Here is a 26445-nt window from a genome sequence, read left to right as displayed (position 1 = left end):
TCCGGCCCTCCTTATTCAGCCGGGACTGTGCCGTTCGTGGCTTCGACAGCCGGCGAACGTTTCACAGTCATCCAGAGGTTGTAGCACATGATCAACGCCCCGGTGAGGAACATGACCCCGCCCAGCCCGCGCACCACATACATCGGGAACTTGGCCCCAACGGTGTCGGCGAAGGAGTTGACGAGGAAGCCATTTGCATCCACCTCGCGCCACATCAGCCCTTCCATGATCCCCGTCACCCACATCGACGCGGCGTAGAGCACGATCCCGATGGTGGCGAGCCAGAAGTGCCAGCTCACGAGGCTCAGGCTATAGAGCCGCTCGCGGTTCCACAGGCGCGGTACAAGGAAGTAGAGCGCACCGAAGGTGATCATGCCGTTCCAGCCAAGCGCACCGGAATGCACGTGCCCGATGGTCCAGTCGGTGTAATGCGACAGCGAGTTGACCGCGCGAATGGACATCATCGGCCCCTCGAAGGTCGACATACCGTAGAACCCGATGGAGATTACCATCATGCGGATCACCGGATCGGTGCGCAGCTTGTCCCAAGCGCCCGAAAGCGTCATCAGACCGTTGATCATCCCACCCCAGGACGGCATCCAGAGAATGATCGAGAACACCATGCCCAGGGTCGAGGCCCAGTCGGGCAGCGCCGTATAATGCAGGTGGTGAGGACCGGCCCAGATGTAGATGAAGATCAGCGCCCAGAAGTGGATGATCGACAGCTTGTAGCTGTAAACCGGACGTTCGGCCTGCTTCGGCACGAAGTAATACATCATGCCAAGGAAACCGGCGGTCAGGAAGAAGCCGACGGCGTTGTGGCCATACCACCATTGCGTCATCGCGTCCTGAACGCCCGAAAAGACCTGCACCGATTTGGAGCCGAAGATGCTGACCGGGATGCTGAGGTTGTTGACCACATGCAGCATCGCCACGGTGATGATGAACGACAGGAAAAACCAGTTGGCGACATAGATATGCGGCTCGCGGCGTTTCACCAGCGTGCCGACGAAGACCGCGAGATAGGCCAGCCAGACAACCGTCAGCCACAGATCCACATACCATTCCGGTTCGGCATATTCCTTGGACTGCGTCGCGCCGAGCAAGTAGCCCGTCGCCGCCAGCACGATCACAAGCTGATAACCCCAGAACACGAACCACGCCAGATTTCCGCCCCAGAGCCGCGCCGCACTCGTGCGCTGCACCACGTAGAACGAGGTCGCGATCAGGGCGTTGCCGCCAAAGGCGAAGATCACCGCCGAGGTATGCAAGGGACGCAACCGCCCGAAATTCGCGTATCCCTGCGCCCATTCGAAATTGAGGCCCGGAAAGGCAAGCTGAAAGGCGATGAACGTGCCCGCGAGAAAGCCCACCACACCCCAGAGCGCGGTGGCGACCACCCCGGCGCGGATCACGCCATCCATGTATTCGCCAGACAGATCCGCCTTGGTCTCCGGCTCGTCGGTGTGCCGGAGCACCCACAGAAACAGCCCGCCAGCCACCAGCGCGATTGTCAGCGCATTGACCAGATAGGCCAGATCGCGCGCGTAATTGGCAGCGACCAGCGCGAAAAGCGTGATCACCCCAAGCACGATCAGCTTGATATAATTCGTCATGTTGCGTCCCTTCGTCTTCACCCGTCCGAGTCGGCCTGACCCGCGCAGGCGCGTTTGACAGTGCCCGTAATGCTAGGATCGGAGTCAACAAACCTTGATCTGTGTCAAAGCCCTGCACGGTCTGGATTGATCCGGGTCAAGGCGGCGCGCAGGCTCCGCTCCTATGCTGGTCCCAGCGTAACACCAACCGGGATATCCGCCATGACATATAACAGTCTTTTCACGGTCCTTACTGACGCAGCCCTTGTCGAAGAAACCCTGACCCATGCCATCGCTGCCGCAGAGGCGCATGACGCGCATCTTGACGTGCTCTGCCTTGGCGTGGATCGCAGCCAGACCGGCTATTACTACGCGGGCGCAAGCGCCATCGTGCTTCAGGAAACCATCGCCCGCGCGCAGGAAGAGTCCGAGGAGGTCGAGGCGCTGGCCCGCAAGCGGCTCGATGCGACAACGATTCGCTGGTCGCTTGATGCCGGGGTAAGCCAACTGGCCGATCTCGGGCGGCACGTCTCGACACGGGCACGCTTTTCGGATCTGGTCATTCTGCCGCAGCCCTATGGTGACGGGCGCGGGGCCGAACTGGAACCGGTGACCGAATCGGCCCTCTTCGAAGGTCACACGCCGGTGCTCATTGCCCCGACCGGGGCCGCGCCCGTTCCGCATCCGAAACGCATCCTGCTCGGCTGGAACGAGAGCAGCGAAGCGCTTGGTGCGACCCGCGCCGCCCTGCCGCTTCTCTGCGCCGCCGAGAGCGTGCATGTCGTGGTGATCGACCCGCCCACCCATGGCCCGAACCGCTCCGATCCTGGCGGTCTTCTGTCGCAATATCTTGCGCGGCACGGGGTCAAGGTGGAAATCGACGTGCTGTCCAAGACGCTGCCGCGCGTGTCCGACGTGCTCTTGCGCCATGTCACCGACATGGATGCCGATATGGTGGTGATGGGGGCCTATGGCCATTCGCGCTTCCGCGAGGCGATCTTTGGCGGCGCGACACGCTACATGCTGGAACGGGCCACCGTGCCGGTCTTCATGGCGCATTGAGCGGGCGGGCCGTGGCCTTGTGCACAGGGTCTGCGCCCCGGCGCGGAATTGCCGGGCGGGGCGGCGAGGCGCATTCTGGGGGCATGACAACCTCACAGGAGCAAGCCCCATGACCGTCCCCGTCCACCCCGCCACCCGCATCGGCCACGTCCATCTCAAGGTGGCCGATCTTGAGCGCGCCATCGGGTTCTATTCCGGTGTGCTGGGTTTCGAGCTCACGCAATATTATTCCGGCGGGCGCGCCGCGTTTCTGTCGGCGGGCGGCTATCATCACCATATCGGCCTCAACACATGGGAGAGCCTTGGCGCCACCCCGCCGCCGCCGGGCCATACCGGGCTCTATCACACGGCGTTTCTTTATCCTGACCGGGCCGCGCTTGGCGATGCGCTGCGGCGCGTGCTTGAGGCGGGCATCGCGCTTGACGGGGCCGCCGATCACGGGGTGAGCGAGGCGGTCTATCTGCGCGACCCCGATGGCAACGGGGTCGAGCTTTACCGCGACAAGCCCGAAGCGGACTGGCCGCGTGACGGCGAGGGACGTCTTGCCATGGTGAATGCGCGGCTTGATCTTGACGCGCTTCTGGCCGAGGCACCGGCGCGCGCCTGACCCCTCTGGACGCAGCCGTGCGCGCGGCCTAACCTCTGGGCAAAAGGGAGGGCACCGCATGGCCACAGGGACCAATATCCGCACCTATTTCGACGGCCGCTGGCACGATGGCGACCTTGCGGTGATGAAGGCCGCCGATCACGCCATGTGGCTTGGCACCTCGGTCTTTGACGGGGCGCGCTTTGTCGACGGGATCGCGCCCGACCTCGACCGCCATTGCGCCCGCGTCAACGCCTCGGCGCGCGCGCTGATGATCACCCCGACGCTGAGCGCGGGCGAGATGGAGGAGATCGTCTGGGACGGGCTTTCGGCCTATCCCAAGGGGGCCGCGATCTATATCCGTCCGATGTATTGGGCGCTCGACGGCGGATATCTGGGCGTCTTGCCCAAGGAAGGGGCCACTGGCTTTGCCATCAGCCTCGAAGAGATCCCGATGCCGCCGCCGGGCACCGCCACGACGCTCTGTCGCACGCGGTTCCGCCGCCCCGTGCTCGAGGATGCGGTGGTCAATGCCAAGGCGGGCTGTCTTTATCCCAACAACGCGCGGATGTTGAAAGAGGCGCGAGACCGCGGCTTCGGCAACGCGCTGGTGGCCGATGCGCTTGGCAACGTGGCCGAGACGGCGACCGCCAATGTCTTTGCCGTCAGGGATGGAGAGGTGTTCACGCCCATCCCCAACGGCACTTTCCTTGCGGGCATCACGCGCGCGCGTCACATCGACAACATGCGCAGCAACGGCATGGCGGTGCATGAAACGGTCATGACCTTCGCCGATTTCGAGGATGCGGACGAGGTGTTCCTGTCGGGCAACCTGATGAAGGTCACGCCCGTCTCGGCCTTCGAAGAGACGCAGTATCAACCGGGGCCGGTCACGGAACGGGTGCGCGATATGTATTGGGACTGGGCGCATTCGTCGCAGGGGTGATCCGCGTGCGGTGCTGCGGCGTATCCCACTCAATTAACAGGAGGGTCCAATGCGCCTTGTCGCCACCATTTTTGCCGTGCTTCTCGCCCTGCCCGCCGCCGCGCTCGATCTTGCCACGCCGTTCGGCAATATCGACGGCGGCGAGATCCGACTGAGCGATTGGAAAGGGCGGCCCGTGCTCGTGGTCAATACCGCCTCGCGCTGCGGTTTTACCCCGCAATATGACGGGCTTCAGGCGCTCTATGACCGGTATCGCGACTCGGGGCTGATCGTGCTTGCCGTGCCGTCGAACGATTTCCGGCAGGAACTGGCCAGTGAGGCCGAGGTCAAGGAATTCTGCGAGGTGAATTTCGGCCTCGATCTCCCGATGACCACGATCACCTCCGTCAAGGGACCGCAGGCGCACCCTTTCTATGCCACGCTTGCGGCCGAGACGGGATTTGCGCCGGCGTGGAACTTCAACAAGGTGCTCATCGACCCCGACGGCAGCGTCGCGGGCACCTGGGGTTCGATGATCAAGCCGCAATCCGGCGCGATCACCGGGAAGATCGAAGCGATGTTGCGCTGATCCTTACCAGTCCATCACCACCTTGCCGGAATGGCCCGAGATCATCGCGGCAAATCCCGCCTCGAAATCGTCGATCCCGATGCGGTGGGTGATCAACCCGCTCACATCCAGCCCCGATTGCACCAGCGCGATCATCTTGTACCAGGTTTCGAACATCTCGCGGCCATAGATGCCCTTGATGTGCAGCATCTTGAAAATCACCGCGTTCCAGTCCACGGCAAACTCGGTCGGGGCGATCCCCAGAAGTGCTACCTTGCCGCCATTGTTCATACGCGCAATCATCTGCTGCATCGCCGCCGAGGCACCCGACATCTCCAGCCCGACGTCAAACCCTTCGGTCATGCCGATCTCGTCCATCACGTCGCGCAACTGCTCGTTGGCCACATCGACCACATGCTGCACCCCCATCCGCCGCGCCAGATCAAGGCGATAAGGGTTGATATCGGTGATGACTACCTTGCGCGCGCCGACCTTCTGCGCCACCAGCGCGCCCATGATGCCGATGGGCCCCGCGCCCGTCACCAGCACGTCCTCGCCCACCAGATCAAAGCTGAGCGCGGTGTGCACGGCATTGCCGAACGGATCGAAAATCGCCGCGATCTCGTCGGGGATGTCCTCGGGGATCGGCACCACGTTCATCTCGGGGATGCAGAGATATTCCGCGAAAGAGCCGGGCCGGTTCACGCCAACACCGCGCGTGTTGCGGCACAGATGCCCCCGCCCCGCGCGGCAATTCCGGCAGGTGCCGCAGACGATATGCCCCTCGCCACTGACGCGCTGCCCGATCCGGTATTTCACCGCCGCAGACCCGGTATCGACGATCTCGCCCACGAATTCATGGCCCACCACCATCGGCACCGGCACTGTCTTGGCGCTGAACTCGTCCCATTTCCAGATATGCACATCGGTGCCGCAAATGGCCGATTTCTTCACCTTGATCAGCACATCGGACGGGCCAACCTCGGGCACCGGCACGTATTCCATCCACAGCCCCGGCTCGGGCCGCGCCTTGACCAGCGCCTTCATCTCGTTCTGCATCAGATCACTCCCAACTCCCGGCCCACGGCCTCGAACGCCCCAATCGCCCGGTCCAGCATGTCGCGGCTGAGCGCCGCGCTCATCTGCGTGCGGATGCGGTCCTGCCCCTTGGGCACCACCGGGAACGAAAACGCCGTCACGTAAACGCCCCGCTCCTCCAGCCGGGCCGCCATCTCCTGCGCCAGCTTCGGGTCGCGCAGCATCACCGGGATGATCGCGTGCTCACCCGGCAGCAAATCGAACCCCAGCGCCCCCATGCGATCCCGGAAATACGCCGCATTCTCCCACAGCCGCGCCCGCCGCGCCTCGCCATCCTCCAGCAGATCGAACACCTTGAGCGAGGCGCCCGCAATCACTGGTGCGAGCGTGTTGGAAAACAGGTAAGGCCGCGAGCGTTGCCGCAGCCAGTCCACAACCTTGCCGCTCGCCGCCGTATACCCGCCCGACGCGCCGCCCAGCGCCTTGCCCAGCGTGCCGGTCAGGATATCCACCCGCTCCATCACCCCAAACCGCTCCGGCGTGCCGCGTCCCGTGGCTCCGACAAACCCGGTGGCGTGGCAATCATCCACCATCACCAGCGCATCATACCGCGCCGCCAGATCACATATCTCATCGAGAGGCGCGTAAAACCCGTCCATCGAAAACACGCCATCGGTGGCAATCAACCGATGCCTCGCGCCCGCCGCCTCGCGCAGACACCGCTCCAGATCGGCCATGTCGCGATTGGCATAGCGCCAGCGCTGCGCCTTGCACAGCCGCACCCCGTCGATGATGCTGGCATGGTTGAGCGCATCCGAGATGATCGCATCCTCCGGCCCCAGCAGCGTCTCGAAGAGACCGGTATTGGCATCGAATGCCGCCGCATAAAGGATCGCATCCTCCTTGCCCAGAAACCCGGCGATCCGCGCCTCCAACTCTTTATGCTCTTCCTGCGTCCCGCAAATAAACCGCACCGAGGCCATGCCGAACCCGTAGCGATCCAGCGCCCCATGCGCCGCCGCTATAACCTCGGGATGATCGGCCAACCCGAGGTAATTATTGGCACACAGGTTCACCACCTCGCGCCCATCCGCCAGCCACACCTCGCCCGCCTGCATCGAGGCAATCACCCGCTCCACCTTGTAAAGCCCATCCTCGCGCAAGCCCTCCAGCCGCCCCGCCATATCCGCGTCAAACCGATCCGCCGCACCCATGATCCGCTCCTTCATCTTGCCCCAAATATCCCGGGGGCGTCGCCGCAACGCGGCGACGGGGGCAGCGCCCCCCTCTTCTCAGACCGCCACGCGCGGGCGTCCGCTTGCCTCTACCACGATTTCGGCCTCGAGGAACACCCGCCGCGCCTCGACCACGGCCTCCTTCACCTCACGCCGTGCGCTCACATGGATATCGACTGCGCCTGCCGCAACCGCCGCTTCGCGCGCCCCGGCGGCAAGCGCTGTCTCAAGTGCGGCCATGGCCGCCTCCGACCCGGCGAAATCCTCCGGCCCGCCCTCAAGATGCACGCGGAATTTCCCCTCGGCGGGCGAGGTCACGATGCCTGCGCGCCGGATCGTCACGCGCCCCACCACAGCGCCGATGGCATTGGCCACCCCGGCATGATCCGGCACGATCATCTCGCATCCGAGCCGCTGCCCCACGGCCGGATAATAGCTCGCCGCCGAGGCTCCCAGCCCGATCACCGGCACGTTCAAACCGCTCTCGATCCGCACCAGCCCACGATGCCGCCCAAGGCCCCGCTGCATGAGCACATGCGTTGCCAGATCGGCGGGCGGCAGGCCGAAATCCGTCTCTTCCTCGGCAAAAGCAGTCTCCAACACGGCCAAACTGGTCTGATGTGTCAGCCGCTCGACGATCATCCGCGCCAATGGCTCCGCCCCATTGGCCAGCCGCTCGCCCGCCCCGGTCCGCTTGCGCGCCACCAGCGTCAGCGCCAGCCGCGCGGCCTCCGCGTCCCAGACCGCGACCTTGCCCAGCACATGGGCCGCATCCGAGGGCGTGACGCCACCCACCTGCACCAGCCCGCGCCGCACCAGACGGACCAGCGCGCCGTGATCCATCCGGTTCCTCAGCACTCCGGCCAAAGGCCACACTTCAGCCCCGATCCGCGCCAGCAGCGCCGCCTCACGCTCCGTCAGCCCGCCGGTCTCCACCCCCGGCACCGCCCGCACGAACCGCGCGTCCATCTCGCCGGGCGTCGGTGCCCGCGCCTGTTCCTCAAGCGCGCGATGCACCGCCTCTCGCGCTTCCATGGCCATCAGGCTGACCGGCACCACCCGACGCGGCCCGAGGCTCACGCCACCGCCCAACCCCTCGGTCACATGTACCTCGCTGTCACCGCCCAGACCAAAGGTGCGCATCGCCACGGCCTCGACCATGGTGCGCCACGGCCCGACCTTGGCCCCTTGCGCATCGATCGCGGGTCGTCCGTCCCGCAGCACCGCCACATCCGTCGTCGTGCCGCCGATATCCGAGACAAGCGCCCGGTCCGCCCCGGTCAGCCAGCGCGCGCCGACGAGACTTGCCGCAGGTCCGCTGAGGATCGTCTCGATGGGCCGCTCGCGCGCCTGATCCGCCGAAATCAGCGCCCCGTCGCCGCGCACCACCATCAGCGGTGCATGGACCCCCAACTCACGCAGCCGCGTCTCCGCCCGGTCGATGAGCCGCGCGATCATCCCGATGAGCCGTGCATTGAGAAGCGCCGTCAGCGCCCGTTTCGGCCCGTTGAGTTTCGCAGAGAGGTGATGCGACAGGCTCACCGGCCGTCCCGTCACCGCGCGGATCACCTCCGCCGCGCGCAATTCATGGGCCGGGTTGCGCGTGGCAAAGAGCGCGGCCACCGCATAGGCCTCGGCACCCGTGCCTGCCTCCAGCCAGTCGCGCAACCGTGCCTCGTCGAGCGCCGCCGCCTCGCTGCCCGCATGGCTGTGCCCGCCCGCAAGCACCAGCGCCGGATCGCCCGCCAGCGCCTCCGAGAGGCCGTGCGTCTGCAAATCCGCCTCGCGGAACCCGATATAGACCAGCCCCGCGCGCCCGCCCTGCCCCTCGACCAGCGCATTGGTGGCGAGGGTGGTGGAAAGCGACGCAAGCCCGATCTCCCCCGCCGCCGCACCGCTCTGACGCAGCACCGCCTCGACCGCGTGCCCGATGCCCACCGCCAGATCGTGCCGCGTGGTCAGCGCCTTGGCGCTCGCGACCACCTCGGATTCGTTGCGGATCAGCACCGCATCGGTATAGGTCCCGCCCGTATCCACCCCAAGCAAAAGCGTCACTGTTCCAGCCTTTCCAATGCCCAGCGCGCCGCATCCGCGACGGCCGCATCGTCATTCCCCAGATGCGCCCGCGCCACGGCGCAAAGCCGCGCATCGCCCGAATTGCCGATGGCATAAAGCACATTGCGCAGAAACCGCAGCCAGCCGATCCGCTTGATCGGGCTGCCCGAGAACCGCGCACGAAACCCGGCCTCGCCCAAGCCGGCCAACTCCGCCAGCGGCGGCGCGACAAGATCGGCGCGCGCGTGATACTTCACCTCGCGCGCCTCGACCGCGAACTTGTTCCACGGGCACACTGCCAGACAATCGTCGCAGCCATAGATGCGGTTTCCCAGCAAGGGCCGCAACGCGACATCGACGGGGCCTTTGTGCTCGATCGTCAGATAGGAAATGCAGCGCCGCGCATCGAGTTGATAGGGTGCCGGAAAGGCCTCTGTCGGACAGATATCCAGACAGGCCCGGCACGAGCCGCAATGGTCCATTTCCGCCGGATCAGTCTCTATCTCCAGCGTCGTGAACACCGAGCCGATGAAGAACCAGTTGCCGAGATCCCGGCTCACGAGGTTGGTATGCTTGCCTTGCCAGCCAAGCCCCGCCGCCTGCGCCAGCGGTTTTTCGGGCACCGGCGCGGTATCGACGAACACCTTCACCTCGCCGCCCGCCTCGGTCATCAGCCAGCGCGCCAGCCGCTTCAACCGTTTCTTCACCGTGTCGTGATAGTCGCGGCCCCGCGCATAGACCGAGATGTTGCCACAGTCCCGCCGCGCCACCCCCGCCAGCGGATCGCCCTCGGGCGTATAGCTCTCGCCCAGCACGATCACCGTGCGCGCCTCGGGCCACAGAACCTGCGGCGCACCGCGCCAATGGCTGCGCTCTGCAAGCCATCCCATCTGTCCATGATATCCCTTCTCCAGAAACGCCGCCAGACGTCCGGGCACCTCGGGCACGTCCCACGGCCGACCCAACCGACAGGCATCAAATCCCTCGGCTCTCGCCTGCGCAACCAGTCTCTTTTTCAGGTCATCCTTCATCGTTCCGGCAAATACTCCGGGGGAGTCGCCGCTCGCGGCGACGGGGGCAGCGCCCCCGCTCTAGAAATCCAGATCGGCATAATGCGCGGGCGGCGGAAAGCCGGGCACCTGATCGGCAAGGATTCCCCGGAACGCGGGGCGGGACTTGATCTTGGCATACCAGTCCTTGACCACATCCGAGCGGTGCCAGTCCACATCCGAGATGTAATCCAGCGACGACAGATGCGCAGCGGCCGCGAAATCCGCCAGCGTCATCACGTCGCCGGCCAGCCAGCGGCGGTGATCCAGCAGCCAGGCCAGGTAATCGAGGTGGAACTTGATCGCCCGCGCCCCGTCCTTGACGTTGCGGCTGTCGGGAAAGCCCTGTTTCATCATCTTCTTGTTCACCCGCTCATAAAGCAGCTTCGAGGTGACCTCGGCATGAAACTTGTCGTCGAACCAACCCACCAGGCGCCGCACCTCATAGCGTGCCTCCGCGCCTTTCGGCATGAGCGGCGGGGTCGGGTGCTTTTCCTCGATGTATTCGCAGATCGCGGCACTTTCGGACATGGTCAGCCCGTCCATGCGCAGCACCGGAACCTTGCCCGCCGGGTTGCGGCGCAGGAAATCGGCGTCCTGTTCCCAATAGCGCTCTTCCACCAGTTCGCATTCGATCCGCTTCTCGGCAAGCACCAGCCGCACCTTGCGGCAAAAGGGCGAGAGCGGGACGTGATAGAGACGGGCCATCGGCAAACCTGCGGTAACACGGGGATCGACCCTCAATGCCTTCTTCGGGCGCGGGATTCAATCCTCGAAACAGGCGGCGCGCCCGTCGCGGGCGATGGTGGCCGCCCCATCCATGATGCGCGCGGCGCGACGGCGCAGGGCATCCGTGGGGCGGCTTGCCGAGCGGCCCTTGGGATCGGGCAGCACGGCGGCAAGGCGCGCCGCCTGCGCCGGGCTCAGGTCGGCGGCGCTCAGTCCGAAATAATGCCGCGCGGCCGCTTCGACGCCGAAAACACCTTCGTCGAACTCTGCCACGTTGAGGTAGACCTCGAGCACGCGCCGCTTGGGCCAGGCCGTTTCCATCACGGGGGTGATCATCGCCTCCAGCGCCTTGCGGCCCCAGTTGCGCCCATGCCAGAGCCACACGTTCTTGACCACCTGCTGACTGAGCGTAGAGGCACCGCGGCCCGATCCTTCGGCGATGGCCGTGCGAATCGCCCCCATGTCAAAGCCCCAGTGCAGGCAGAAATTCGCATCCTCCGCCGCCACGACAGAGCGCGCCATCACCGGCGCGATCCGCGCCATCGGAACCCAGTCCTGCGAAACCCCGCCAAGGCGCCGCCCTTCCTGCCAGATATAGACCGTGGTGGGCGGGTTCACCCAGCGATAGCCGAGGATCAGGGTTGCCAGCAGAACGACGGCGGCCAGCACCGCCCGCAGCACCCATCGCCACAGGAATTTCAGCGGCCTGACCCTCCCTGCCTTGACCGATTTTTTGCGCGTGCGTGCCATGATCCAGCTATAGCCGTCAATTCGCGGGGGCAAAACACCCCGTTTGAAAGCGGCAAATTTGCGACATCGCGCCGCAAGGACAGGCTGTCACCTTCAAATCCCCGCCGCCCCGCGCCATGTTACCGCCACCATCGAAAGGGATAGTCATGCGCGACACAACGCTCACCGCCGAGTCCGACCGTCCGGTCAAACCCGCCATGTGGCGGGGGTTTCGCGGCAAGTGTCCCAATTGCGGCTCGGGTCCGGTCTTGCGCAACTATCTGACCGTGCGCGATCACTGCCCGGTCTGCCAGGAAGATCTCAGTCATCACCGCGCCGACGATGGCCCGGCCTATCTGACGATTCTCTTCGTCGGGCACCTGATGGCCCCGCTCCTGATGATCGTGTTCGAGACATGGCGGCCCGAACCGCTTGTGCTCTTCACCATTTTCGCCATTGGCACCATCGCGCTCTCGCTCTACCTTTTGCCCCGGCTCAAGGGGGCCATTGTCGGGCTGCAATGGGCCAAGCGGATGCATGGGTTCGGGACCGGCGACTAGCCCCTCCAAACACGCGGGGCGAACATGGATCAGACAACGGACAAGGTGCCGGTGCGCGACGCGGCCACGGTGATCGTGCTCCGAGAGAGCGCGGGCGTGCCGCATGTGCTCATGGGTCAGCGCGGCGCGGGCGCGGCCTTCATGCCCAACAAGGTCGTGTTTCCCGGTGGTGCTGTCGATGCGGGCGATGCGGACATTCCGCTTGCCCGACCGCTGCCCGATCTTTGTGCGAACAGGCTGTGTGAGGCAGCACCGGGCAACCTTGCGCAGGCCCTTGCCGCCGCCGCGATCCGCGAGTTGTGGGAGGAAACCGGCCTCGCCCTCGGGGTGCCGGGACACTGGCCCGGCGAGGTGCCGCCGGATTGGCAGGGCTTTGCCGCCCGTGGCCTCGTGCCGCGCGCCGATGCGCTGCAATTCGTGTTTCGCGCCATCACTCCGCCGGGCCGTCCGCGTCGCTTCGATGCGCGCTTTTTCCTTGTTCATGCCGAGGCGCTGGCGGGCGATGCCGACGATTTCTCGGCCGCCTGCGAAGAGTTGAGCCACCTGCAATGGATTCCCCTCCCCGAGGCGCGGCATTTCGACCTGCCCTTCATCACCGAGGTCGTTCTGGCCGAGGTGGCTGCGCGCGCCCATGACCGCACCCCGCCCGCCTCGGTGCCGTTCTTTCGCAACGATGACGAGGAAAGCCTGTTCCTGCGCCTCAACGGAGTGCCACCACGGCCATCACTGAAAGGGTGACAAGGGCGATGCCCCAGCCCTCGCGCGCGCTCAGCCGTTCGCCGAAGAACAGCCATGAGACGATGAGCGAAAAGATCACCTCGACCTGCCCCACGGCAAAGACCAAAGCCGCGTTTTGTAGCGTGAAGGCGGTGAACCAGCACAGGCTCCCGCCCATCCCCGCGAGCCCCATCCAGACCGCCGTGCGCCAGGCCGCAACAACGCGCGCAACCTGCCCCGGCTCGCGCCAGCCGAGCCAGAGCGCCAGCGCCACCGCCTGCATCACCGTGACGACCGCCAGAGAGAGCGCCGCACGCAGGAAAGGGTCCGCGCTCGCGATCTCCAGCGTGGCCCCGCGATAGCCGACGGCGGAAATGGCAAAGAACGCCCCGGACGCAAGGCCAAGCAATGCCGCACGCGCACCGATGCGCCGCCACCACCGCCCCTCACGGCCCGGCGTCTGCGACAGAAGCAGCACGCCGACGAGGCCGAGAAGGATAGCGCCCACTGCCGCGATGTTCACCCGGTCGCCCAGCACGATCAGGCCGACGATGGCGGTCTGCACCACCTCGGTCTTCTTGAAGGCGATGCCGACGGCGAAATTACGCTCGGCGAAAAGCGCGACCACGGCCCATGTAGCCAGGATTTGCGACAGCCCGCCCGCCACGGCATAGGCCCAGAAGCGCGGCGTATAACCCGGCCACTCCACACCCATGGCCAGGAGGTATCCGACCGCCAGCGCCACCACGAAAGGTGCCGAATAGAAAAACCGCGCCAGCGTCGCGCCGCCCGCACTCAGTGCGCCCATGCTGAGCTTTTTTTGCAGCATGAAGCGCAGCGTCTGAAACGCCGCAGCGGCAATCGAAAGGACAATCCATGGCTCCATGGCCCGTCATGCCCCGGATGGCCGGGATTGGCCAGTGGCCTCGCTCAGGATCGCCCGTCGCCGTTCCAGAGCGGGTGCGGCACCGGGTCCTTGGCGCGCAGGAAATGGGCGCGGATCACCTCGGCATAGGAGCGGTAGCGATAGCCGCCATTGCGCGAGAGGTAATGCGCGCGCCGCGCGGCGTAGAGCGCGGGCAGCCGATACCATGGCACATCGGGGTGCATGTGATGGACCACATGCAGGTTGTTGTTGAGAAACAAGAGCGCCAACGGCCCGCGATCCTCGATGATCACGGTGCGGCCGCTTGCGCGCACATGCGCGCGATGCTCGAGGAACGTGCGGATCTTAAGCAGGCCAAGCCCCAGCCAGACCGAGACCAGATAGGCCCAGAGTGGCATCGGCGCGAGCGCGACCCAACCCAGCACCAGCGCCACCGCCGGGACATGCCACAGCCACGCGCGCAGCGCGTCCCGGTCGCCCGCTTGGATTGCCAGCCAATCGGCGCGCAGGAACGCCACCTGCGCCACGAACGGGCCCAGCACCATCCGCCCCAGCAACGTATTGTTCGCCCAAAGCACGGCGCGCGCCCAGCGCGGCAATCGTGCCCAGCGCGCCGGATCGAGATAGTTCGATTCCGGGTCGTCATAGGGATCGGTCAGGATCTCCTCGCGGTGATGCGCGAGGTGCGTGTCGCGGAACCGTCCGTAGGGGATCAAGAGGCAGAGCGATGGGAACACCAGCGCCTCGTTCCAGAGGCGCGACCGGACCGGATGGCCGTGCAGCGCCTCATGGCAAAGCGAGGAATGCTGCGCGATGGCCAGCCCCGTCAGGACAATTCCCAAGGGCAGCCAGAGCGCCGCCGCCCAGACCGTGCCCAGCGCCCAGACCGCGTAGGTCAGTGCCAGAAGCACAAGGGTGGGCCATTCCACCCGCGTATCGGCCATGTCTGGGAAGTGCGTCCGCATCCGCGTTTCCATCTTTCCTTCATGTCGATGAGCCTGAGGAAAAGTGATTGAGATTCGGTTGATCCGGAATTGCGGGAATGGTTAACTTTTGCCTGCAATCATGATTTAATTCACCACATGTTCCATAATATCGACAAACGCGCCCGCGCGGACCTCTTCCGCACCCGCCTGACCGAGGCGATGCGCCTGCGCGCGACCAATCAGAGTGCGCTTGCCCGCGCCATCGGGGTGGACCGCTCGACCGTCTCGCAACTTCTCACGGGGGCGGGCGCGCGTCTGCCAAATGCGCAGGTCGTGGCGGAATGCGCCCGCGCGCTCGGGGTCTCGGCGGATTGGTTGCTGGGGCTGACCGCGCGCCCCGAGACCGCCGCCGATCTGCTGGCCAATTCGCTCTCGCTGACCGAGGCGCCCCGCGCGCTGGTGGATGAACAGATCTTCGCATGGCACAAGGAAGCGGCCGGCTACAAGATCCGCCATGTGCCCGCCGCGCTACCCGACATGCTCAAGACCCGCGCCATGCTGCAATGGGAATACGCGCCCTCGCTCGGGCGCTCTGCCGATCAGGCGATCGGTGCGTCGGAGGATCGCATGGCCTGGATGCGCGGCGCGCGCTCGGATTACGAGATTGCCCTGCCGCTCCACGAGATCGAGAGTTTCGCGCGCGGCGAGGGCTATTACCGTGACCTGCCCGCCGAGATCCGCCGCGACCAGCTTGACCACCTGATCACGGTCGCGCGCGAGTTCTATCCGCGCCTGCGGCTCTATCTTTTCGACGCGCACAGGCTCTATTCCGCCCCGATCACGATCTTCGGTCCGCTTCTGGCCGTGCTCTATATCGGGCGCAACTATCTGGTGTTCCGCGACAGCGCGCGGGTCGAGGCGCTCTCGCTTCATTTCGATACTCTGGTGCGCGAGGCGGAGATTTCCGCGCGCGCCCTGCCCGATCATCTCGCGGCGCTGACCGCCTCACCGCGTTGAAGGCGCACCGGGATCTCGCGCGCCAGCCGCAAGAGATGTGACATATACGGCTTGTCGGCATCCTCGTCGCGGATCGCGGCATAAAGGCGTTTGGTCTTGCCCTCTGCCGTCAGCGGGCGGGTGACGTAATCCGAGCTTGTGCGCAATTCCCGCACCACCCAGTCGGGCAAGACCGCCACTCCGCGCCCCGACGCCACCAGAAGCAGGATCACCGCCGTCAACTCCACCTGCCGGATGCCGCGCGGCTCGACCTTGGCAGGCGTCAGCAACTCGGTGAACACGTCAAGGCGCGAGCGGTCCACCGGGTAGGTGATCAGCACCTCGTCGCGGAAATCCGCTGCCTCGACAAAAGGCTTCGCCGCCAGCGGATGCTGGGCGGAGGCCACGAACACCGGCTCGTAATCGAATAGCGGCCTGAAGCTTATGCCCGGAAGATCCTCGGGATCCGAGGACACCACCAGATCCACCTCCTCTTTCTGCAAGGCGGGCAGCGCGTCAAAAGCAAGGCCGGGGCGGATATCGACATCGACATCGCCCCAGGTCTTTCGGAACCGTTCCAGCACCGGAAAGAGCCACTCGAAACAGGCGTGACATTCGATGGCGATATGAAGCCGGCCGACGCTGCCCTCGCGCAACCCTTCGAACTCCTGCTCCAGCGCCTCGATTTCGGGCAGGATCTTCTCGGCGAGGCGCAGCAGGCGATGACCGGCGGCCGAAAGGCGCAAGGGCTTGGACCGCCTCACGAAAAGCTCGACCCCGGTCTGCTCCTCAAGCCCCTTGATCTGATGGCTGAGCGCCGATTGGGTGATGTGCAGGATATCCGCAGCCCGCGCCAATCCGCCCGCCTGGTGGATGGCGCGGATCGTCCGGAGGTGGCGAAACTCGATGTGCATTATTAGCGATCCTCATTCTCACCATGAATTATATGAAGTTGTCTCACAGGGGCGCGGCTGCAACAAGAGGCTCAACAGGCTCCGTTCCAGAGGATCACCGATCATGAAAACGCCGCGCGTCTCTTTCGAGTTCTTCCCGCCCAAATCGCTCGAGGCGTCGTTCCGCCTTTGGGAGACAATCCACACGCTCAGCCCCCTTGGCCCGCGCTTCGTCTCGGTCACCTACGGGGCAGGCGGCACCACGCGGGAATTGACGCGCGAGGCGGTGAGCACGCTGCACAATGCCACCGGGCTCAACGTGGCGGCGCACCTTACCTGCGTCAACGCAAGCCGCAGCGAGACGCTTGAAATCGCCGAGCAGTTTCATGCCGCCGGCGTGCGCGAGATCGTGGCGCTGCGCGGCGACGCGCCGAAGGGGTCGGACGGGTTCACCCCCCACCCGCAAGGCTTTGCCGATAGCTGCGAGTTGATCGCGGCGCTGGCGGAGACCGGCAAATTCACCATCCGCGTCGGAGCCTACCCCGAGAAACATCCCGAAGCGGCGGATCAAAAGGCCGACATCGACTGGCTCAAGCGCAAGATCGACGCGGGTGCGTCAGAGGCGATCACGCAGTTCTTTTTCGAGGCCGAAACATTTTTCCGCTTCCGCGATGCCTGTGCCGCAGCGGGGATCAACGCCCCGATCATCCCCGGTGTCCTGCCGATCGAAAACTGGGAAGGGGCGCGCAAATTCGCGCTCTCCTGCGGCACGACCGTGCCCGTCTGGCTCGATGACGCGTTTGACAAGGCCCTGCGCGACAATCGGCATGACCTGCTGGCGACCGCGCTTTGCACCGAATTGTGCAGCGACCTGATCGAGGGTGGGGTGGAGGATCTGCATTTCTACACGCTCAACCGCCCCGATCTCACGCGCGATGTCTGTCACGCCCTTGGCGTGACGCCCAAGGTAACGCTGCGCGACGTGGCCTGAACACGTTCCCTGCGCGCGGCTTCCCGGTCGCGCCATCTGCCCCGGCCCTGTGGCCGGGGCTTTTTGGTGCATGTGCCCCGACTTCGAGAGCCTCTTGCAAAAGGTCGGGCGACCCTCCCTCTTTACATCCCCCGCCGCCTCCCGTCATCTACCGCTCATGACCGTCTCCGTTCAGCGCGCGAACCTGACCGGCGCCGCCTATGCCCTGGCGGCGATGGCGTGCTTTTCCGTGAACGATGTGGGAATCAAGTTCCTGTCGGGCGGGTATGCGCTGCATCAGGTGGTGTTCATCCGGGCGCTGGTGGCGCTGACGGTGTTTACCGTGTTTGTGATGCCGTTCGCAGGCGGTCTGACGGTCCTGCGGACACGCCGCCCGGTGATCCATCTGGTGCGCGGGCTCTGCGTGGTCACGGCAAACATGTGCCTCTTTCTGGGGCTGGCGGCGCTGCCGCTCGCCGATGCCACGGCGATCTTCTTCGTCTCGCCGCTCATCATCACGGTGTTCTCGGTGATCTTTCTGGGCGAGACCGTGGGCGTGCGGCGCTGGGCGGCCATTGCCGTCGGGTTCTTCGGCGTTCTGGTGATCGTCAAGCCGGGCACGGCGGCGTTTCAGGCGGCGTCGCTTCTGCCGGTCGCGGCGGCATTCTTCTATGCCACGCTGCATGTGCTCACCCGCAAGATCGGCGGCACCGAGAGCGCGCCGACCATGGCCTTTTACATTCAACTCACCTTTCTCGTGGCCAGCGTTCTCATTGGCCTCGGGCTGGGCGACGGGCGCTTTGCCGGGTCGGGGCATCCCTCGCTCGAATTTCTCTTTCGCGCCTGGGACTGGCCCGCCGCGCAGGATTATCCCGTCCTGATCCTGCTCGGGATCACCGGGTTGTTCGGCGGGCTGTTCATCAGCCAGGCCTATCGCCTCTCCGAGGCCGCCTTTGCCGCGCCGTTCGAATATGTCGCCATGCCCATGGCGATTCTCTGGGGCGTCACCGTCTTTGGCACCTGGCCCGATGCCACCGCCTGGATCGGGATTGCGCTGATCATCGGATCGGGGCTCTATCTGCTCTGGCGCGAGACGGTCCGCGAAGAGCCACTGGCCGCCAAGGCCCCCAAATACCGCCGCTGAGACAAGGAGAGGCTGCATGACCCCCACCTTCATCCCCTTTGAGGCGGGCGAGCGACATCTCGACTGGCTGGGCCTTTGTGCCGCGTTTCAGACGGGGCACGCGCGCCCCAAGGCCGAGATTGCCGACACATTCCTGTATCGGGGCAAGGATACGCTGCTCAATCGCGCCGCCTGGATCGACGGGCTGGGCATCGCGGTCAAATCGGCGACGATCTTTCCGGGCAATGCCGGAGCGGGTCTGCCCACGATCAACGGCGGGGTGAGCCTTTATGACGATACCACCGGACGGCTCGAGGCGATTGTCGATTTTCACCTTGTCACCAAGTGGAAGACCGCGGGCGACAGTCTTTACGCCGCGACCCGGCTGGCGCGGGCCGACAGCCGCGAAATCCTCATCGTCGGCGCGGGCACGGTCGCGCGTTCGCTCTGGCAGGCCTATCGCGCCGCCTTTCCCGAGGCGCGGTTCACTGTCTGGAACCGCACCCGCGCCAATGCCGAGGCGCTTGCCGCCACGTGTCCCGGCATGGCCGTGGCCGGAGATCTGGAAATGGCGGTGCGCGAAGCCGATATCGTCACCTCGGCCACGATGACCACAGAGCCGATCCTCAAGGGCGACTGGCTGCGCCCCGGTCAGCATATCGACCTGATCGGCGCCTATCGCCCCGACATGCGCGAGGCCGATGACGAGGCCCTCAAGCGTGCACGTATCTTTGTCGACAGTTTCGACACCACGGTGGGCCATATCGGCGAGCTGAAAATTCCGCTTGAGGCGGGCACCATCGCGCGCACGGATCTGGTGGCGGATTACTATGACGAGGCGCGGTTCCACCGCCAGAGCGACGACGAGATCACGCTTTTCAAGAATGGCGGCGGGGCGCATCTTGACCTGATGACAAGCCGCTACATCCTCGATGCGTGGCGGGCGGCCTCGTGATCTGGGGGCTTGTTGCCCTCGTCGCGCTGCTGGGCGCGCCGCTCTTGCGCGAGGCGCTCAGGCCCCGGATGAATGCGGCGGCGCGGGCCGAGGCCCCCGGCGATTTCGCCACGCTCTCGCGCGGGCGGACGCATTACCGTTGGTTCGGGCCGGCGCATGGCGCGGTCACGGTCTGCGTGCACGGGCTGACCACGCCCTCTTTCGTCTGGGACGGGCTGGCACCGGGACTGGCCGGGGCAGGGCGGCGCGTGTTGGTCTATGACCTTTACGGGCGGGGCTTTTCGGATCGGCCCGAGGGCGCGCAGGATGCCGCGTTTTTCATCACGCAATTGCGCGAGTTGCTGGCCGATCAGGGGGTGGCGGGGCCGGTCACGCTGATCGGCTATTCCATGGGCGGGGCGATTGCCACGGAGTTTTCCGCCAGACATCCCGAGCGGGTGCAAACCCTCATCCTCATCGCGCCTGCCGGCCTGGGCCACGATCTCGGGCCGGTGGCGCGGATCGTCGCGCGGGGGGGGCCGTTTGCGCTCTGGCTCATGCTTGCCGCCTTTCCCCGCAGCTTTCAAAGAGGGTGCGAGGCCGAGCGCGCGCTGCCCTCTTCGGTTCCGGGGATCGTGGACCTCCAACAGGCGCAACTGCGCTGGCGCGGGTTTGTGCCTGCCGTCGCGCGCTCTCTGTCGGGCATTCTCGCGCCGGACCTCTCACCGGTTCACGCCCGCATCGCGCAGAACGGCCCGCCCGTTCATGCGATCTGGGGGGCGGCGGATACGGTCATTCCCATCGCCTGCAAGGACAGGCTTGCCGCCCTCAACCCCGCCGCGCGTCAGAGCGTCATCGCGGGGGCGGGGCACGGGCTGACCTATACCCATACGGCGCAGGTGCTCGCCGCCTGTCTCGATGGTGACCGAGGCCCCGCCGCTTGACAAGCAACCGCGCGCAAGCGATGGACCGCGCCATGATATCCACATTTCTTCAGGTCGCCATCGGCGGCGCAATCGGGTCTTGTCTGCGCTATGGCGTGGGGCTGGCGGCGCTGCGCCTTGCCGGTCCCGGCTTTCCCATGGGCGTGCTTGCGGTCAATATCGTTGGCTCTTTCCTGATGGGGGCCTTTGCCATTCTCTCGCTTGAGCGCGGGCTGGCGCATCTCAACCCCCTGATCATGGCGGGGCTTCTGGGCGGATTCACCACATTCTCGGCGTTTTCGCTCGAGGCGGTCACGCTTTGGGAGCGCGGCGCGATGGGGCAGGCGGCTATTTATGTGGGGCTGTCGGTCGGATTGTCCATCGGGGCGCTGATCCTGGGCGCGGCACTGGCACGGGGGGGCCTGGTATGAGCGGTGTTCAGATTATCCGGGTGGCGGAGGGCGACGGCGACCAGCGGCTTGACCGCTGGCTGCGGCGGATGTTTCCGCATGTGGCGCAGGCGCGCATCGAGAAAATGTGCCGCAAGGGCGATTTGCGCGTCGATGGGGCGCGCGCCAAGGCAAGCACGCGCGTCGAGGCGGGCCAGGAGGTGCGCATTCCGCCGCTGCCCGTTCCGGGATCGGCCCCGACCATGGTGAAAACCCACATATCCGAGGCCGATACCGCGATGATCCGGTCCTGCGTGATCTGGCGCGACGATCATGTGATCGCGCTCAACAAGCCGCCGGGCCTGCCGGTGCAGGGCGGCAGCGGGCAGGCGCGGCATGTGGATGGCCTTGCCGAGGCGCTGCGTTTCGGGCTGGAGGAGAAGCCGCGCCTTGTCCACCGCCTTGACAAGGACACATCGGGCGTCCTGCTTCTGGCGCGCACTCGCGAGGCGGCCAAGGGCCTTACGGCGGCGTTCCGGCATCGTAACACGCGCAAGATCTACTGGGCCGCCGTGGCCGGTGTGCCAAGCCCGCGCATGGGCACGGTGCGTTATGGCCTTGTCAAGGCACCCGGCCACGGCGCGAAGGGCGAGGGTGAAAAGATGATTTGCGTGCATCCCGGCAGGGTCACGGACACGCCCGGTGCCAAGGCCGCCACCACCGATTACGCGGTGATCGAGGCCGCAGGCGGGCGCACCGCCTGGATGGCGCTTGTCCCGGTGACGGGGCGGACGCATCAGTTGCGCGCGCATATGGCCGAGATCGGGCATCCCGTTATCGGGGACGGTAAATATGGCGGATCGGGGCAGGAAAACCTCGGCGATGGCTGGGGCGCGCAACTTGGCGGCGATGTGAGCCGCAAGCTCCACCTGCACGCGCGCTCTCTGAAGATCGAGCATCCGGTGACCCGCGCCATTCTGAGCCTGACCGCGCCCCTGCCCGAACACATGCGCCGGACCTGGGACCTGTTCCAATGGCGCGACCGGGATGCGCCCGAGGACCCGTTCGAGGATCTGGCATGAGCCGCCCCTTGCGTCTTGTGATCTTTGACGTGGATGGCACGCTGGTGGACAGTCAGGGCGACATTCTGGCCGCGATGCGCGCGGGGTTTGCCGGGGTGGGAGAGCGCGCGCCGGCAAAGGCGGCGATTCTCGGGATTGTGGGGCTGTCGCTTGATGTGGCGGTGGCGCGTCTGGCGCCGCATTTGCCCGCAGACACGCGGGCGCGGATCGTGGCGGATTACAAGGCTGCCTATATGGGCCTGCGCGCCGAGGCCGGGGTCACGCAATCCTCGCCGCTTTATCCCCATGCCCGCGCGACGCTGGAGGCGCTGCACGCTGTGCCCGAGACGCTGCTTGGCGTGGCCACAGGTAAATCCGCGCGCGGCCTCGACAAGCTTTTGGACGGGCATGATCTGCGGCCTTATTTCGTGACCCGGCAAGTGGCCGACCACCACCCGTCCAAGCCGCACCCCTCGATGATCCGCGCAGCCCTTGCCGAAACCGGGGTCGCGCCGGAAAACGCGGTGATGGTGGGAGATACGAGTTTCGACATGGAGATGGCACAGGCCGCCGGGATCACCGGGATCGGCGTAAGCTGGGGCTATCACCGCCCCGAGGCGCTGGGCGCGGCGGCGCGGATCGTGGAGGATTTCCGCGATCTGGCCGGGGTGCTCGAGGAGGTTTGGGGCGGCGTGAGATGAGCGAATGGGCGGCGAAACGGTTCTGGAAAGAGGCGCGCGCGGTCGAGGGCGCGCCGGGATATGCGGTCGAACTTGACGGCAGACCCGTGCGCACGCCCGCCAAGGCCGCGCTTGTCGTGCCGACGCGCGCATTGGCCCAAGGCATCGCCGACGAATGGGCGGCGCAAGAGGACGTGATCCGACCTGCCACCATGCCCATGACGCGCGCGGCTAATGTCACCATCGACCGGGTAGCGCAGGAGCGCGATGCGGTGGCCGCAATGCTGGCAGAGTATGGCGGCAGCGATCTGTTGTGCTATCGCGCCGATGGTCCCGAAGCGCTTGCAGAGCGTCAGGCCAAAGCGTGGGACGCGCTTCTGGAATGGACCGAATCGGTCTTTTCCGTCCGCTTGCGGGTTACACGGGGGGTCATGCCGGTCCAACAGGAGGCTGAGGCGCTCAATCGGCTGCATGATGAGGTAAAACTGCTTGATAATTGGGCATTAACCGCATTTCACGATCTGGTCTGCCTGAGCGGCTCGCTTGTCATCGGGCTTGCCGCGCTGCGTGGTTACGCGCCGGCGGAAACCCTCTGGCATGTCTCGCGTATCGACGAAATCTGGCAAGAAGAGCTGTGGGGGTGCGATCAAGAGGCGCAAAAGATGGCTCAAGGGAAACAAAGTGACTTCCTTAACGCCATGCGCTTTCATGATCTTTCGCGCGCGCCGGGTGACGAAGCGTAAGCCTTTCGAAACCGGCACTGCCGCGCGATTTCCTGAACAAAGACTTGACGTTTCAGCCTGAATCCACACAAACTTGTTGGCACTGATCCGGGGAATTCCCTTTGCAGTGCTATACTGGCCCCTGCAAGGGCCAACAAAACCGCCTTCTGAAAGGCGGACAATCAGGAAGAGGTAAACATGAACAAAACCGTATTTTGGGGCGCACTGACTGTCGCCGGCCTTGCGGCTGGCGCATCGGCGGCGGCCACGCTGGATGATGTCAAGGCCCGTGGCAAGCTCAACTGCGGCGTGACCACCGGCCTTGTCGGCTTTGCCGCGCCCGACGCGAATGGCGTCTGGGAAGGCTTTGACGTTGCCGTATGCCGCGCCGTTGCCGCTGGCGTGCTGGGCGATGCCAACGCTGTCGAATTCATCCCGACCACCGGCAAGACCCGCTTTACCGCGCTCTCGTCGGGCGAGATCGACATGCTGGCGCGCAACACCACCTGGACCTACTCGCGCGACACCGACCTCAAGTTCGACTTCGTCGGCGTGAACTACTACGACGGCCAGGGCTTTCTCGTTCCCAAGGCGCTGGGCGTAAGCTCGGCCAAGGAACTCGACGGCGCGACGGTCTGCATCCAGACCGGCACCACCACCGAGCTGAACCTTGCGGATTTCTTCCGCGCCAACAACATCAGCTACGAGCCGGTGCCGATCGAGACCAACGCAGAAGGCCAGCAGCAATACCTGGCCGGTGCGTGCGACACCTACACCACCGATGCGTCGGGTCTGGCATCCACCCGGGCGGCGTTCGAGAACCCGGCCGATCACGTGATCCTTCCCGAAATCATCTCGAAAGAGCCGCTCGGCCCGCTCGTGCGCCATGGCGACAACGACTGGGGTGACATCGTGCGCTGGACGCTCAACGCACTGATCGCGGCCGAGGAATACGGCGTGACCAGCGCGAACGTGGCCGAACTGGCCTCGGCTCCGGGCAGCAACCCGGAAATCAACCGTCTGCTCGGCACCGAGGGTGACCTTGGCGCGATGATCGGTCTCGACAACGAGTGGGCCCGTCGCGCGATTGCCGCCGTGGGCAACTATGGCGAGGTGTTCGAGAAGAACATCGGCGAGAAAACCCCGATCGGCCTGTCGCGTGGTCTGAACGCGCAGTGGACCGATGGCGGCCTGCTCTACTCGCCGCCGTTCCGGTAAGACTGACTGACAAGGGGGCGCGGGGAAACCTGCGCCCTTCTCGCCTGTGACAAACGATAAGCGTCCCCCGTGCAGCAAAGCACGAAAAATCAACGGGGCGAAAAACAGGGAACTTCCCAGATGACAACGATCAGCGACCCGCCAAAGGCGTCGTTCCAGCTCTCGATGCTGATCTACGACACCCGGTTCCGATCCTACACATTCCAGTTCATCGCGCTCATCCTTCTGATGCTGTTCATCGGCTATCTGGGCGCGAACCTGATGAAAAACCTCTCGGATCAGGGGCAGAACATCTCGTTCGGTTTTCTGAACTCGCCGTCGAATTACGACATCAATCAGCGGCCGATCGAATATGACAGCCAGTCGTCCCACATGCGGGCCGCGATCGTAGGGGTTTTGAACACATTGATCGTGGCCTTTCTGGGCTGCCTGACCGCGACGGTGTTCGGCGTGGTCGCAGGCGTGCTCCGGCTCTCGCCCAACTGGCTCGTGCGCAAGCTGATGGCGGTCTATGTCGAGGCATTCCGCAACGTGCCGGTGCTGATCTGGATCCTGATCATCTTCACCGTGATGACAGCGGTCATGCCCGCGCCGAGCGCGTTCCGGGGCGACAATGCGACCGCGTCGATGCTGTTTGACGCCGTGGCCTTTACCAATCGCGGGGTCTATGTGCCCTCGCCGATCTGGGGGCCGGGGTCGATGGTGGTTGTGCTGACCTTTCTCGCCTCGATCTTCGGCATGTTCTATTACCGCCGCTACGCGACCAAGCTGCTTTACGACACCGGCAAGCTGCTGCCGATGGGATGGCCGTCGCTGGTCATCCTCTTCGTGCCGTCGATCCTGATTTATTTCGTGATGGGACAGCCGATCAGCCTCGATTATCCGGCGCTCAGTGGCTTCAACTTTGGCGGCGGGTTGCATATCCGCGGTTCGCTCATCGCGCTGTGGTTCGCGCTGGCGATTTACACGGGTGCCTTCATTGCCGAGAACGTGCGCGCGGGCATTCAGGCGGTCAGCAAGGGCCAGACAGAGGCGGCGGCATCGCTCGGGATGCGGCCCAACCGGATCATGAACCTCGTGATCCTGCCGCAGGCGCTTCGGGTGATCATCCCGCCGCTCATCTCGCAATACCTGAACCTCACCAAGAACTCGTCGCTGGCGATTGCCGTGGGCTACATGGACGTGACCGGCACGCTTGGGGGAATCACGCTCAACCAGACCGGCCGCGCCATCGAATGCGTTCTTCTGCTGATGCTGTTCTATCTCACGATCTCGCTCAGCATTTCGGCGGTGATGAACGTCTACAACAAGTCCATAATGCTGAAGGAGCGCTGAGCCATGTCAAATGACAAACTCGCCTTTGTGCGCTCTCACATGCTGCCCGAAGCGCCGCCGCCGGCGGCCGAGACGGGCGCAATAAAATGGCTGCGGGAGAACCTGTTCTCCTCGGTCGGCAACTCGGTCCTGACGCTGGTTTCGGCCTATGTCGTGGTCATGATCGTGATCTCGGCGGCACCTTGGTTCGTCAACGGCATCTGGGACAGCCCGAGCCTCTCGGCCTGCCGCGAGATGCTCGACGGGCGAACGGGGGCGTGCTTTGCGGTGCTGACCGAACGGTGGAACCAGCTTCTCTTCGGGTTCAAATATCCGCCCGAGCTTTACTGGCGGCCGACGCTGGCCTTCGTCTTGCTGTTCATCGCCGTCGCACCGGTTCTGTTCCTGAAATACCTGCCGCGTCAGATGCTGGTCTTTACCGGGCTTTACCCGTTCATCGCCTATTGGGGGTCTGTTGCCGGAGGGGGCAGAATAGTACGCTAAGGCGGTTTGATCATCTTTTGGGCCATCTGTATTCGCCAGTGAGCAGGATGTGGGCCCA

The 26445-nt window shown here is 65.1% G+C and carries 28 protein-coding genes; 18 read left to right on the top strand and 10 right to left on the bottom strand.

What is annotated here, in order from left to right; all coding sequences use genetic code 11:
• Positions 1–11: 11 nt before the first annotated feature.
• The gene (ccoN, locus tag ACSSV8_RS11625; RefSeq protein ID WP_354537741.1) at positions 12–1616 is read right to left on the bottom strand and encodes a cytochrome-c oxidase, cbb3-type subunit I; all 1605 of its coding nucleotides are present in this window, start codon (positions 1614–1616) and stop codon (positions 12–14) included.
• Positions 1617–1817: 201 nt separating this feature from the next.
• Between ccoN and ACSSV8_RS11620 the strand changes: the two genes are divergently transcribed.
• From ACSSV8_RS11620 to ACSSV8_RS11605, 4 genes are all read left to right on the top strand, one after another.
• Positions 1818–2657 (top strand): universal stress protein, encoded by an 840-nt coding sequence (locus ACSSV8_RS11620; protein ID WP_354537740.1) that lies wholly within the window; start codon positions 1818–1820, stop codon positions 2655–2657.
• Between the two features lie 109 nt (positions 2658–2766).
• Positions 2767–3264: a VOC family protein gene (locus ACSSV8_RS11615; protein ID WP_354537739.1), complete on the top strand. Its 498-nt coding sequence runs from the start codon at positions 2767–2769 to the stop codon at positions 3262–3264.
• Between the two features lie 58 nt (positions 3265–3322).
• Positions 3323–4189, top strand: a complete 867-nt coding sequence (locus tag ACSSV8_RS11610) for a branched-chain amino acid aminotransferase (RefSeq protein WP_354537738.1) — start codon at positions 3323–3325, stop codon at positions 4187–4189.
• 49 nt (positions 4190–4238) lie between these two features.
• Positions 4239–4757: a glutathione peroxidase gene (locus ACSSV8_RS11605; protein ID WP_354537737.1), complete on the top strand. Its 519-nt coding sequence runs from the start codon at positions 4239–4241 to the stop codon at positions 4755–4757.
• 3 nt (positions 4758–4760) lie between these two features.
• On the opposite strand, the gene tdh is transcribed toward ACSSV8_RS11605, so the two are convergent.
• From tdh to mtgA, 6 genes are all read right to left on the bottom strand, one after another.
• Entirely contained in the window at positions 4761–5783 is a 1023-nt protein-coding gene (gene tdh / locus ACSSV8_RS11600; RefSeq protein ID WP_354537826.1) for an L-threonine 3-dehydrogenase, read from the bottom strand.
• Between the two features lie 11 nt (positions 5784–5794).
• Complete coding sequence (kbl, locus tag ACSSV8_RS11595) at positions 5795–6988, bottom strand: glycine C-acetyltransferase (protein ID WP_354537736.1); 1194 nt, start codon at positions 6986–6988, stop codon at positions 5795–5797.
• 78 nt (positions 6989–7066) lie between these two features.
• Positions 7067–9064 (bottom strand): hydantoinase/oxoprolinase N-terminal domain-containing protein, encoded by a 1998-nt coding sequence (locus tag ACSSV8_RS11590; protein WP_454282542.1) that lies wholly within the window; start codon positions 9062–9064, stop codon positions 7067–7069.
• Positions 9061–10095 (bottom strand): tRNA epoxyqueuosine(34) reductase QueG, encoded by a 1035-nt coding sequence (gene queG / locus ACSSV8_RS11585; RefSeq protein ID WP_454282541.1) that lies wholly within the window; start codon positions 10093–10095, stop codon positions 9061–9063. Before queG ends, ACSSV8_RS11590 begins: the two co-directional genes overlap by 4 nt.
• A gap of 60 nt (positions 10096–10155) precedes the next feature.
• On the bottom strand, positions 10156–10821 hold the full coding sequence (gene fzlA / locus ACSSV8_RS11580; RefSeq protein ID WP_454282540.1) for an FtsZ-binding protein FzlA: 666 nt from the start codon (positions 10819–10821) through the stop codon (positions 10156–10158).
• Positions 10822–10878: 57 nt separating this feature from the next.
• Complete coding sequence (gene mtgA / locus ACSSV8_RS11575; protein ID WP_454282539.1) at positions 10879–11592, bottom strand: monofunctional biosynthetic peptidoglycan transglycosylase; 714 nt, start codon at positions 11590–11592, stop codon at positions 10879–10881.
• A gap of 146 nt (positions 11593–11738) precedes the next feature.
• Between mtgA and ACSSV8_RS11570 the strand changes: the two genes are divergently transcribed.
• Positions 11739–12131, top strand: coding sequence for a DUF983 domain-containing protein (locus ACSSV8_RS11570; protein WP_454282538.1), 393 nt, complete (start codon positions 11739–11741; stop codon positions 12129–12131).
• 24 nt (positions 12132–12155) lie between these two features.
• Positions 12156–12869 carry an NUDIX hydrolase gene (locus tag ACSSV8_RS11565; RefSeq protein ID WP_454282537.1) on the top strand — a complete coding sequence of 238 codons (714 nt, stop codon included), beginning with the start codon at positions 12156–12158 and terminating at the stop codon, positions 12867–12869.
• Here ACSSV8_RS11565 and ACSSV8_RS11560 read toward each other — a convergent pair.
• Positions 12832–13734 carry an EamA family transporter gene (locus ACSSV8_RS11560; RefSeq protein WP_354537729.1) on the bottom strand — a complete coding sequence of 301 codons (903 nt, stop codon included), beginning with the start codon at positions 13732–13734 and terminating at the stop codon, positions 12832–12834. The genes ACSSV8_RS11565 and ACSSV8_RS11560 overlap by 38 nt on opposite strands.
• Positions 13735–13778: 44 nt before the next feature.
• Entirely contained in the window at positions 13779–14699 is a 921-nt protein-coding gene (locus ACSSV8_RS11555; protein WP_354537728.1) for a fatty acid desaturase, read from the bottom strand.
• Positions 14700–14816: 117 nt separating this feature from the next.
• On the opposite strand from ACSSV8_RS11555, the gene ACSSV8_RS11550 reads away from it, so the two are divergent.
• The gene (locus ACSSV8_RS11550) at positions 14817–15677 is read left to right on the top strand and encodes a helix-turn-helix domain-containing protein (RefSeq protein WP_354537727.1); all 861 of its coding nucleotides are present in this window, start codon (positions 14817–14819) and stop codon (positions 15675–15677) included.
• Here the strand turns inward: ACSSV8_RS11550 and ACSSV8_RS11545 are convergent.
• Positions 15644–16570 carry a LysR family transcriptional regulator gene (locus tag ACSSV8_RS11545; protein WP_354537726.1) on the bottom strand — a complete coding sequence of 309 codons (927 nt, stop codon included), beginning with the start codon at positions 16568–16570 and terminating at the stop codon, positions 15644–15646. The genes ACSSV8_RS11550 and ACSSV8_RS11545 overlap by 34 nt on opposite strands.
• Before the next feature lie 103 nt (positions 16571–16673).
• Between ACSSV8_RS11545 and metF the strand changes: the two genes are divergently transcribed.
• The 11 genes from metF (at position 16674) to ACSSV8_RS11490 (ending at position 26387) form a co-directional block, all read left to right on the top strand.
• Positions 16674–17540, top strand: a complete 867-nt coding sequence (gene metF, locus ACSSV8_RS11540) for a methylenetetrahydrofolate reductase [NAD(P)H] (protein WP_354537725.1) — start codon at positions 16674–16676, stop codon at positions 17538–17540.
• Between the two features lie 157 nt (positions 17541–17697).
• Positions 17698–18663 (top strand): DMT family transporter, encoded by a 966-nt coding sequence (locus ACSSV8_RS11535; RefSeq protein WP_454282536.1) that lies wholly within the window; start codon positions 17698–17700, stop codon positions 18661–18663.
• A 16-nt stretch (positions 18664–18679) separates the two neighbouring features.
• The gene (locus ACSSV8_RS11530) at positions 18680–19597 is read left to right on the top strand and encodes an ornithine cyclodeaminase family protein (protein WP_454282535.1); all 918 of its coding nucleotides are present in this window, start codon (positions 18680–18682) and stop codon (positions 19595–19597) included.
• Complete coding sequence (locus ACSSV8_RS11525; protein WP_454282534.1) at positions 19594–20520, top strand: alpha/beta fold hydrolase; 927 nt, start codon at positions 19594–19596, stop codon at positions 20518–20520. The genes ACSSV8_RS11530 and ACSSV8_RS11525 overlap by 4 nt, the downstream gene beginning before the upstream one ends.
• 32 nt (positions 20521–20552) lie before the next feature.
• The gene (gene crcB, locus ACSSV8_RS11520) at positions 20553–20930 is read left to right on the top strand and encodes a fluoride efflux transporter CrcB (protein ID WP_354537721.1); all 378 of its coding nucleotides are present in this window, start codon (positions 20553–20555) and stop codon (positions 20928–20930) included.
• A complete protein-coding gene (locus ACSSV8_RS11515; protein ID WP_354537720.1) occupies positions 20927–21970 on the top strand; it encodes an RluA family pseudouridine synthase in 1044 nt (347 codons plus the stop codon). Before crcB ends, ACSSV8_RS11515 begins: the two co-directional genes overlap by 4 nt.
• Positions 21967–22650, top strand: coding sequence for an HAD-IA family hydrolase (locus tag ACSSV8_RS11510; RefSeq protein ID WP_454282533.1), 684 nt, complete (start codon positions 21967–21969; stop codon positions 22648–22650). Before ACSSV8_RS11515 ends, ACSSV8_RS11510 begins: the two co-directional genes overlap by 4 nt.
• Positions 22647–23372: an ATP12 family chaperone protein gene (locus tag ACSSV8_RS11505; RefSeq protein ID WP_454282532.1), complete on the top strand. Its 726-nt coding sequence runs from the start codon at positions 22647–22649 to the stop codon at positions 23370–23372. Before ACSSV8_RS11510 ends, ACSSV8_RS11505 begins: the two co-directional genes overlap by 4 nt.
• Positions 23373–23549: 177 nt before the next feature.
• Positions 23550–24569 carry an amino acid ABC transporter substrate-binding protein gene (locus tag ACSSV8_RS11500; RefSeq protein ID WP_454282531.1) on the top strand — a complete coding sequence of 340 codons (1020 nt, stop codon included), beginning with the start codon at positions 23550–23552 and terminating at the stop codon, positions 24567–24569.
• 120 nt (positions 24570–24689) lie between these two features.
• A complete protein-coding gene (locus ACSSV8_RS11495; RefSeq protein WP_454282530.1) occupies positions 24690–25904 on the top strand; it encodes an amino acid ABC transporter permease in 1215 nt (404 codons plus the stop codon).
• 3 nt (positions 25905–25907) lie between these two features.
• Positions 25908–26387: a hypothetical protein gene (locus ACSSV8_RS11490; protein WP_454282529.1), complete on the top strand. Its 480-nt coding sequence runs from the start codon at positions 25908–25910 to the stop codon at positions 26385–26387.
• Positions 26388–26445 lie beyond the last annotated feature (58 nt).

The organism is Roseovarius sp. MBR-79 (assembly GCF_053628555.1).
This window is presented reverse-complemented; position numbering and strand designations above follow the sequence as displayed.

Bases quoted from the DNA above. Each gene is read 5' to 3' on its own strand.
- ACSSV8_RS11510 (WP_454282533.1), top strand. From the start codon at position 21,967: ATGAGCCGCCCCTTGCGTCTTGTGATCTTTGACGTGGATGGCACGCTG.
- ACSSV8_RS11550 (WP_354537727.1), top strand. From the start codon at position 14,817: ATGTTCCATAATATCGACAAACGCGCCCGCGCGGACCTCTTCCGCACC.
- ACSSV8_RS11505 (WP_454282532.1), top strand. From the start codon at position 22,647: ATGAGCGAATGGGCGGCGAAACGGTTCTGGAAAGAGGCGCGCGCGGTC.
- metF (WP_354537725.1), top strand. From the start codon at position 16,674: ATGAAAACGCCGCGCGTCTCTTTCGAGTTCTTCCCGCCCAAATCGCTC.
- mtgA (WP_454282539.1), bottom strand. From the start codon at position 11,592: ATGGCACGCACGCGCAAAAAATCGGTCAAGGCAGGGAGGGTCAGGCCG.
- fzlA (WP_454282540.1), bottom strand. From the start codon at position 10,821: ATGGCCCGTCTCTATCACGTCCCGCTCTCGCCCTTTTGCCGCAAGGTG.
- tdh (WP_354537826.1), bottom strand. From the start codon at position 5,783: ATGAAGGCGCTGGTCAAGGCGCGGCCCGAGCCGGGGCTGTGGATGGAA.
- crcB (WP_354537721.1), top strand. From the start codon at position 20,553: ATGATATCCACATTTCTTCAGGTCGCCATCGGCGGCGCAATCGGGTCT.
- ACSSV8_RS11530 (WP_454282535.1), top strand. From the start codon at position 18,680: ATGACCCCCACCTTCATCCCCTTTGAGGCGGGCGAGCGACATCTCGAC.
- ACSSV8_RS11605 (WP_354537737.1), top strand. From the start codon at position 4,239: ATGCGCCTTGTCGCCACCATTTTTGCCGTGCTTCTCGCCCTGCCCGCC.
- ACSSV8_RS11615 (WP_354537739.1), top strand. From the start codon at position 2,767: ATGACCGTCCCCGTCCACCCCGCCACCCGCATCGGCCACGTCCATCTC.
- ACSSV8_RS11570 (WP_454282538.1), top strand. From the start codon at position 11,739: ATGCGCGACACAACGCTCACCGCCGAGTCCGACCGTCCGGTCAAACCC.
- ACSSV8_RS11545 (WP_354537726.1), bottom strand. From the start codon at position 16,570: ATGCACATCGAGTTTCGCCACCTCCGGACGATCCGCGCCATCCACCAG.
- ACSSV8_RS11555 (WP_354537728.1), bottom strand. From the start codon at position 14,699: ATGCGGACGCACTTCCCAGACATGGCCGATACGCGGGTGGAATGGCCC.
- kbl (WP_354537736.1), bottom strand. From the start codon at position 6,988: ATGGGTGCGGCGGATCGGTTTGACGCGGATATGGCGGGGCGGCTGGAG.
- ACSSV8_RS11620 (WP_354537740.1), top strand. From the start codon at position 1,818: ATGACATATAACAGTCTTTTCACGGTCCTTACTGACGCAGCCCTTGTC.
- ACSSV8_RS11490 (WP_454282529.1), top strand. From the start codon at position 25,908: ATGTCAAATGACAAACTCGCCTTTGTGCGCTCTCACATGCTGCCCGAA.
- ACSSV8_RS11565 (WP_454282537.1), top strand. From the start codon at position 12,156: ATGGATCAGACAACGGACAAGGTGCCGGTGCGCGACGCGGCCACGGTG.
- ccoN (WP_354537741.1), bottom strand. From the start codon at position 1,616: ATGACGAATTATATCAAGCTGATCGTGCTTGGGGTGATCACGCTTTTC.
- ACSSV8_RS11495 (WP_454282530.1), top strand. From the start codon at position 24,690: ATGACAACGATCAGCGACCCGCCAAAGGCGTCGTTCCAGCTCTCGATG.
- ACSSV8_RS11610 (WP_354537738.1), top strand. From the start codon at position 3,323: ATGGCCACAGGGACCAATATCCGCACCTATTTCGACGGCCGCTGGCAC.
- ACSSV8_RS11500 (WP_454282531.1), top strand. From the start codon at position 23,550: ATGAACAAAACCGTATTTTGGGGCGCACTGACTGTCGCCGGCCTTGCG.
- ACSSV8_RS11515 (WP_354537720.1), top strand. From the start codon at position 20,927: ATGAGCGGTGTTCAGATTATCCGGGTGGCGGAGGGCGACGGCGACCAG.
- ACSSV8_RS11560 (WP_354537729.1), bottom strand. From the start codon at position 13,734: ATGGAGCCATGGATTGTCCTTTCGATTGCCGCTGCGGCGTTTCAGACG.
- ACSSV8_RS11535 (WP_454282536.1), top strand. From the start codon at position 17,698: ATGACCGTCTCCGTTCAGCGCGCGAACCTGACCGGCGCCGCCTATGCC.
- queG (WP_454282541.1), bottom strand. From the start codon at position 10,095: ATGAAGGATGACCTGAAAAAGAGACTGGTTGCGCAGGCGAGAGCCGAG.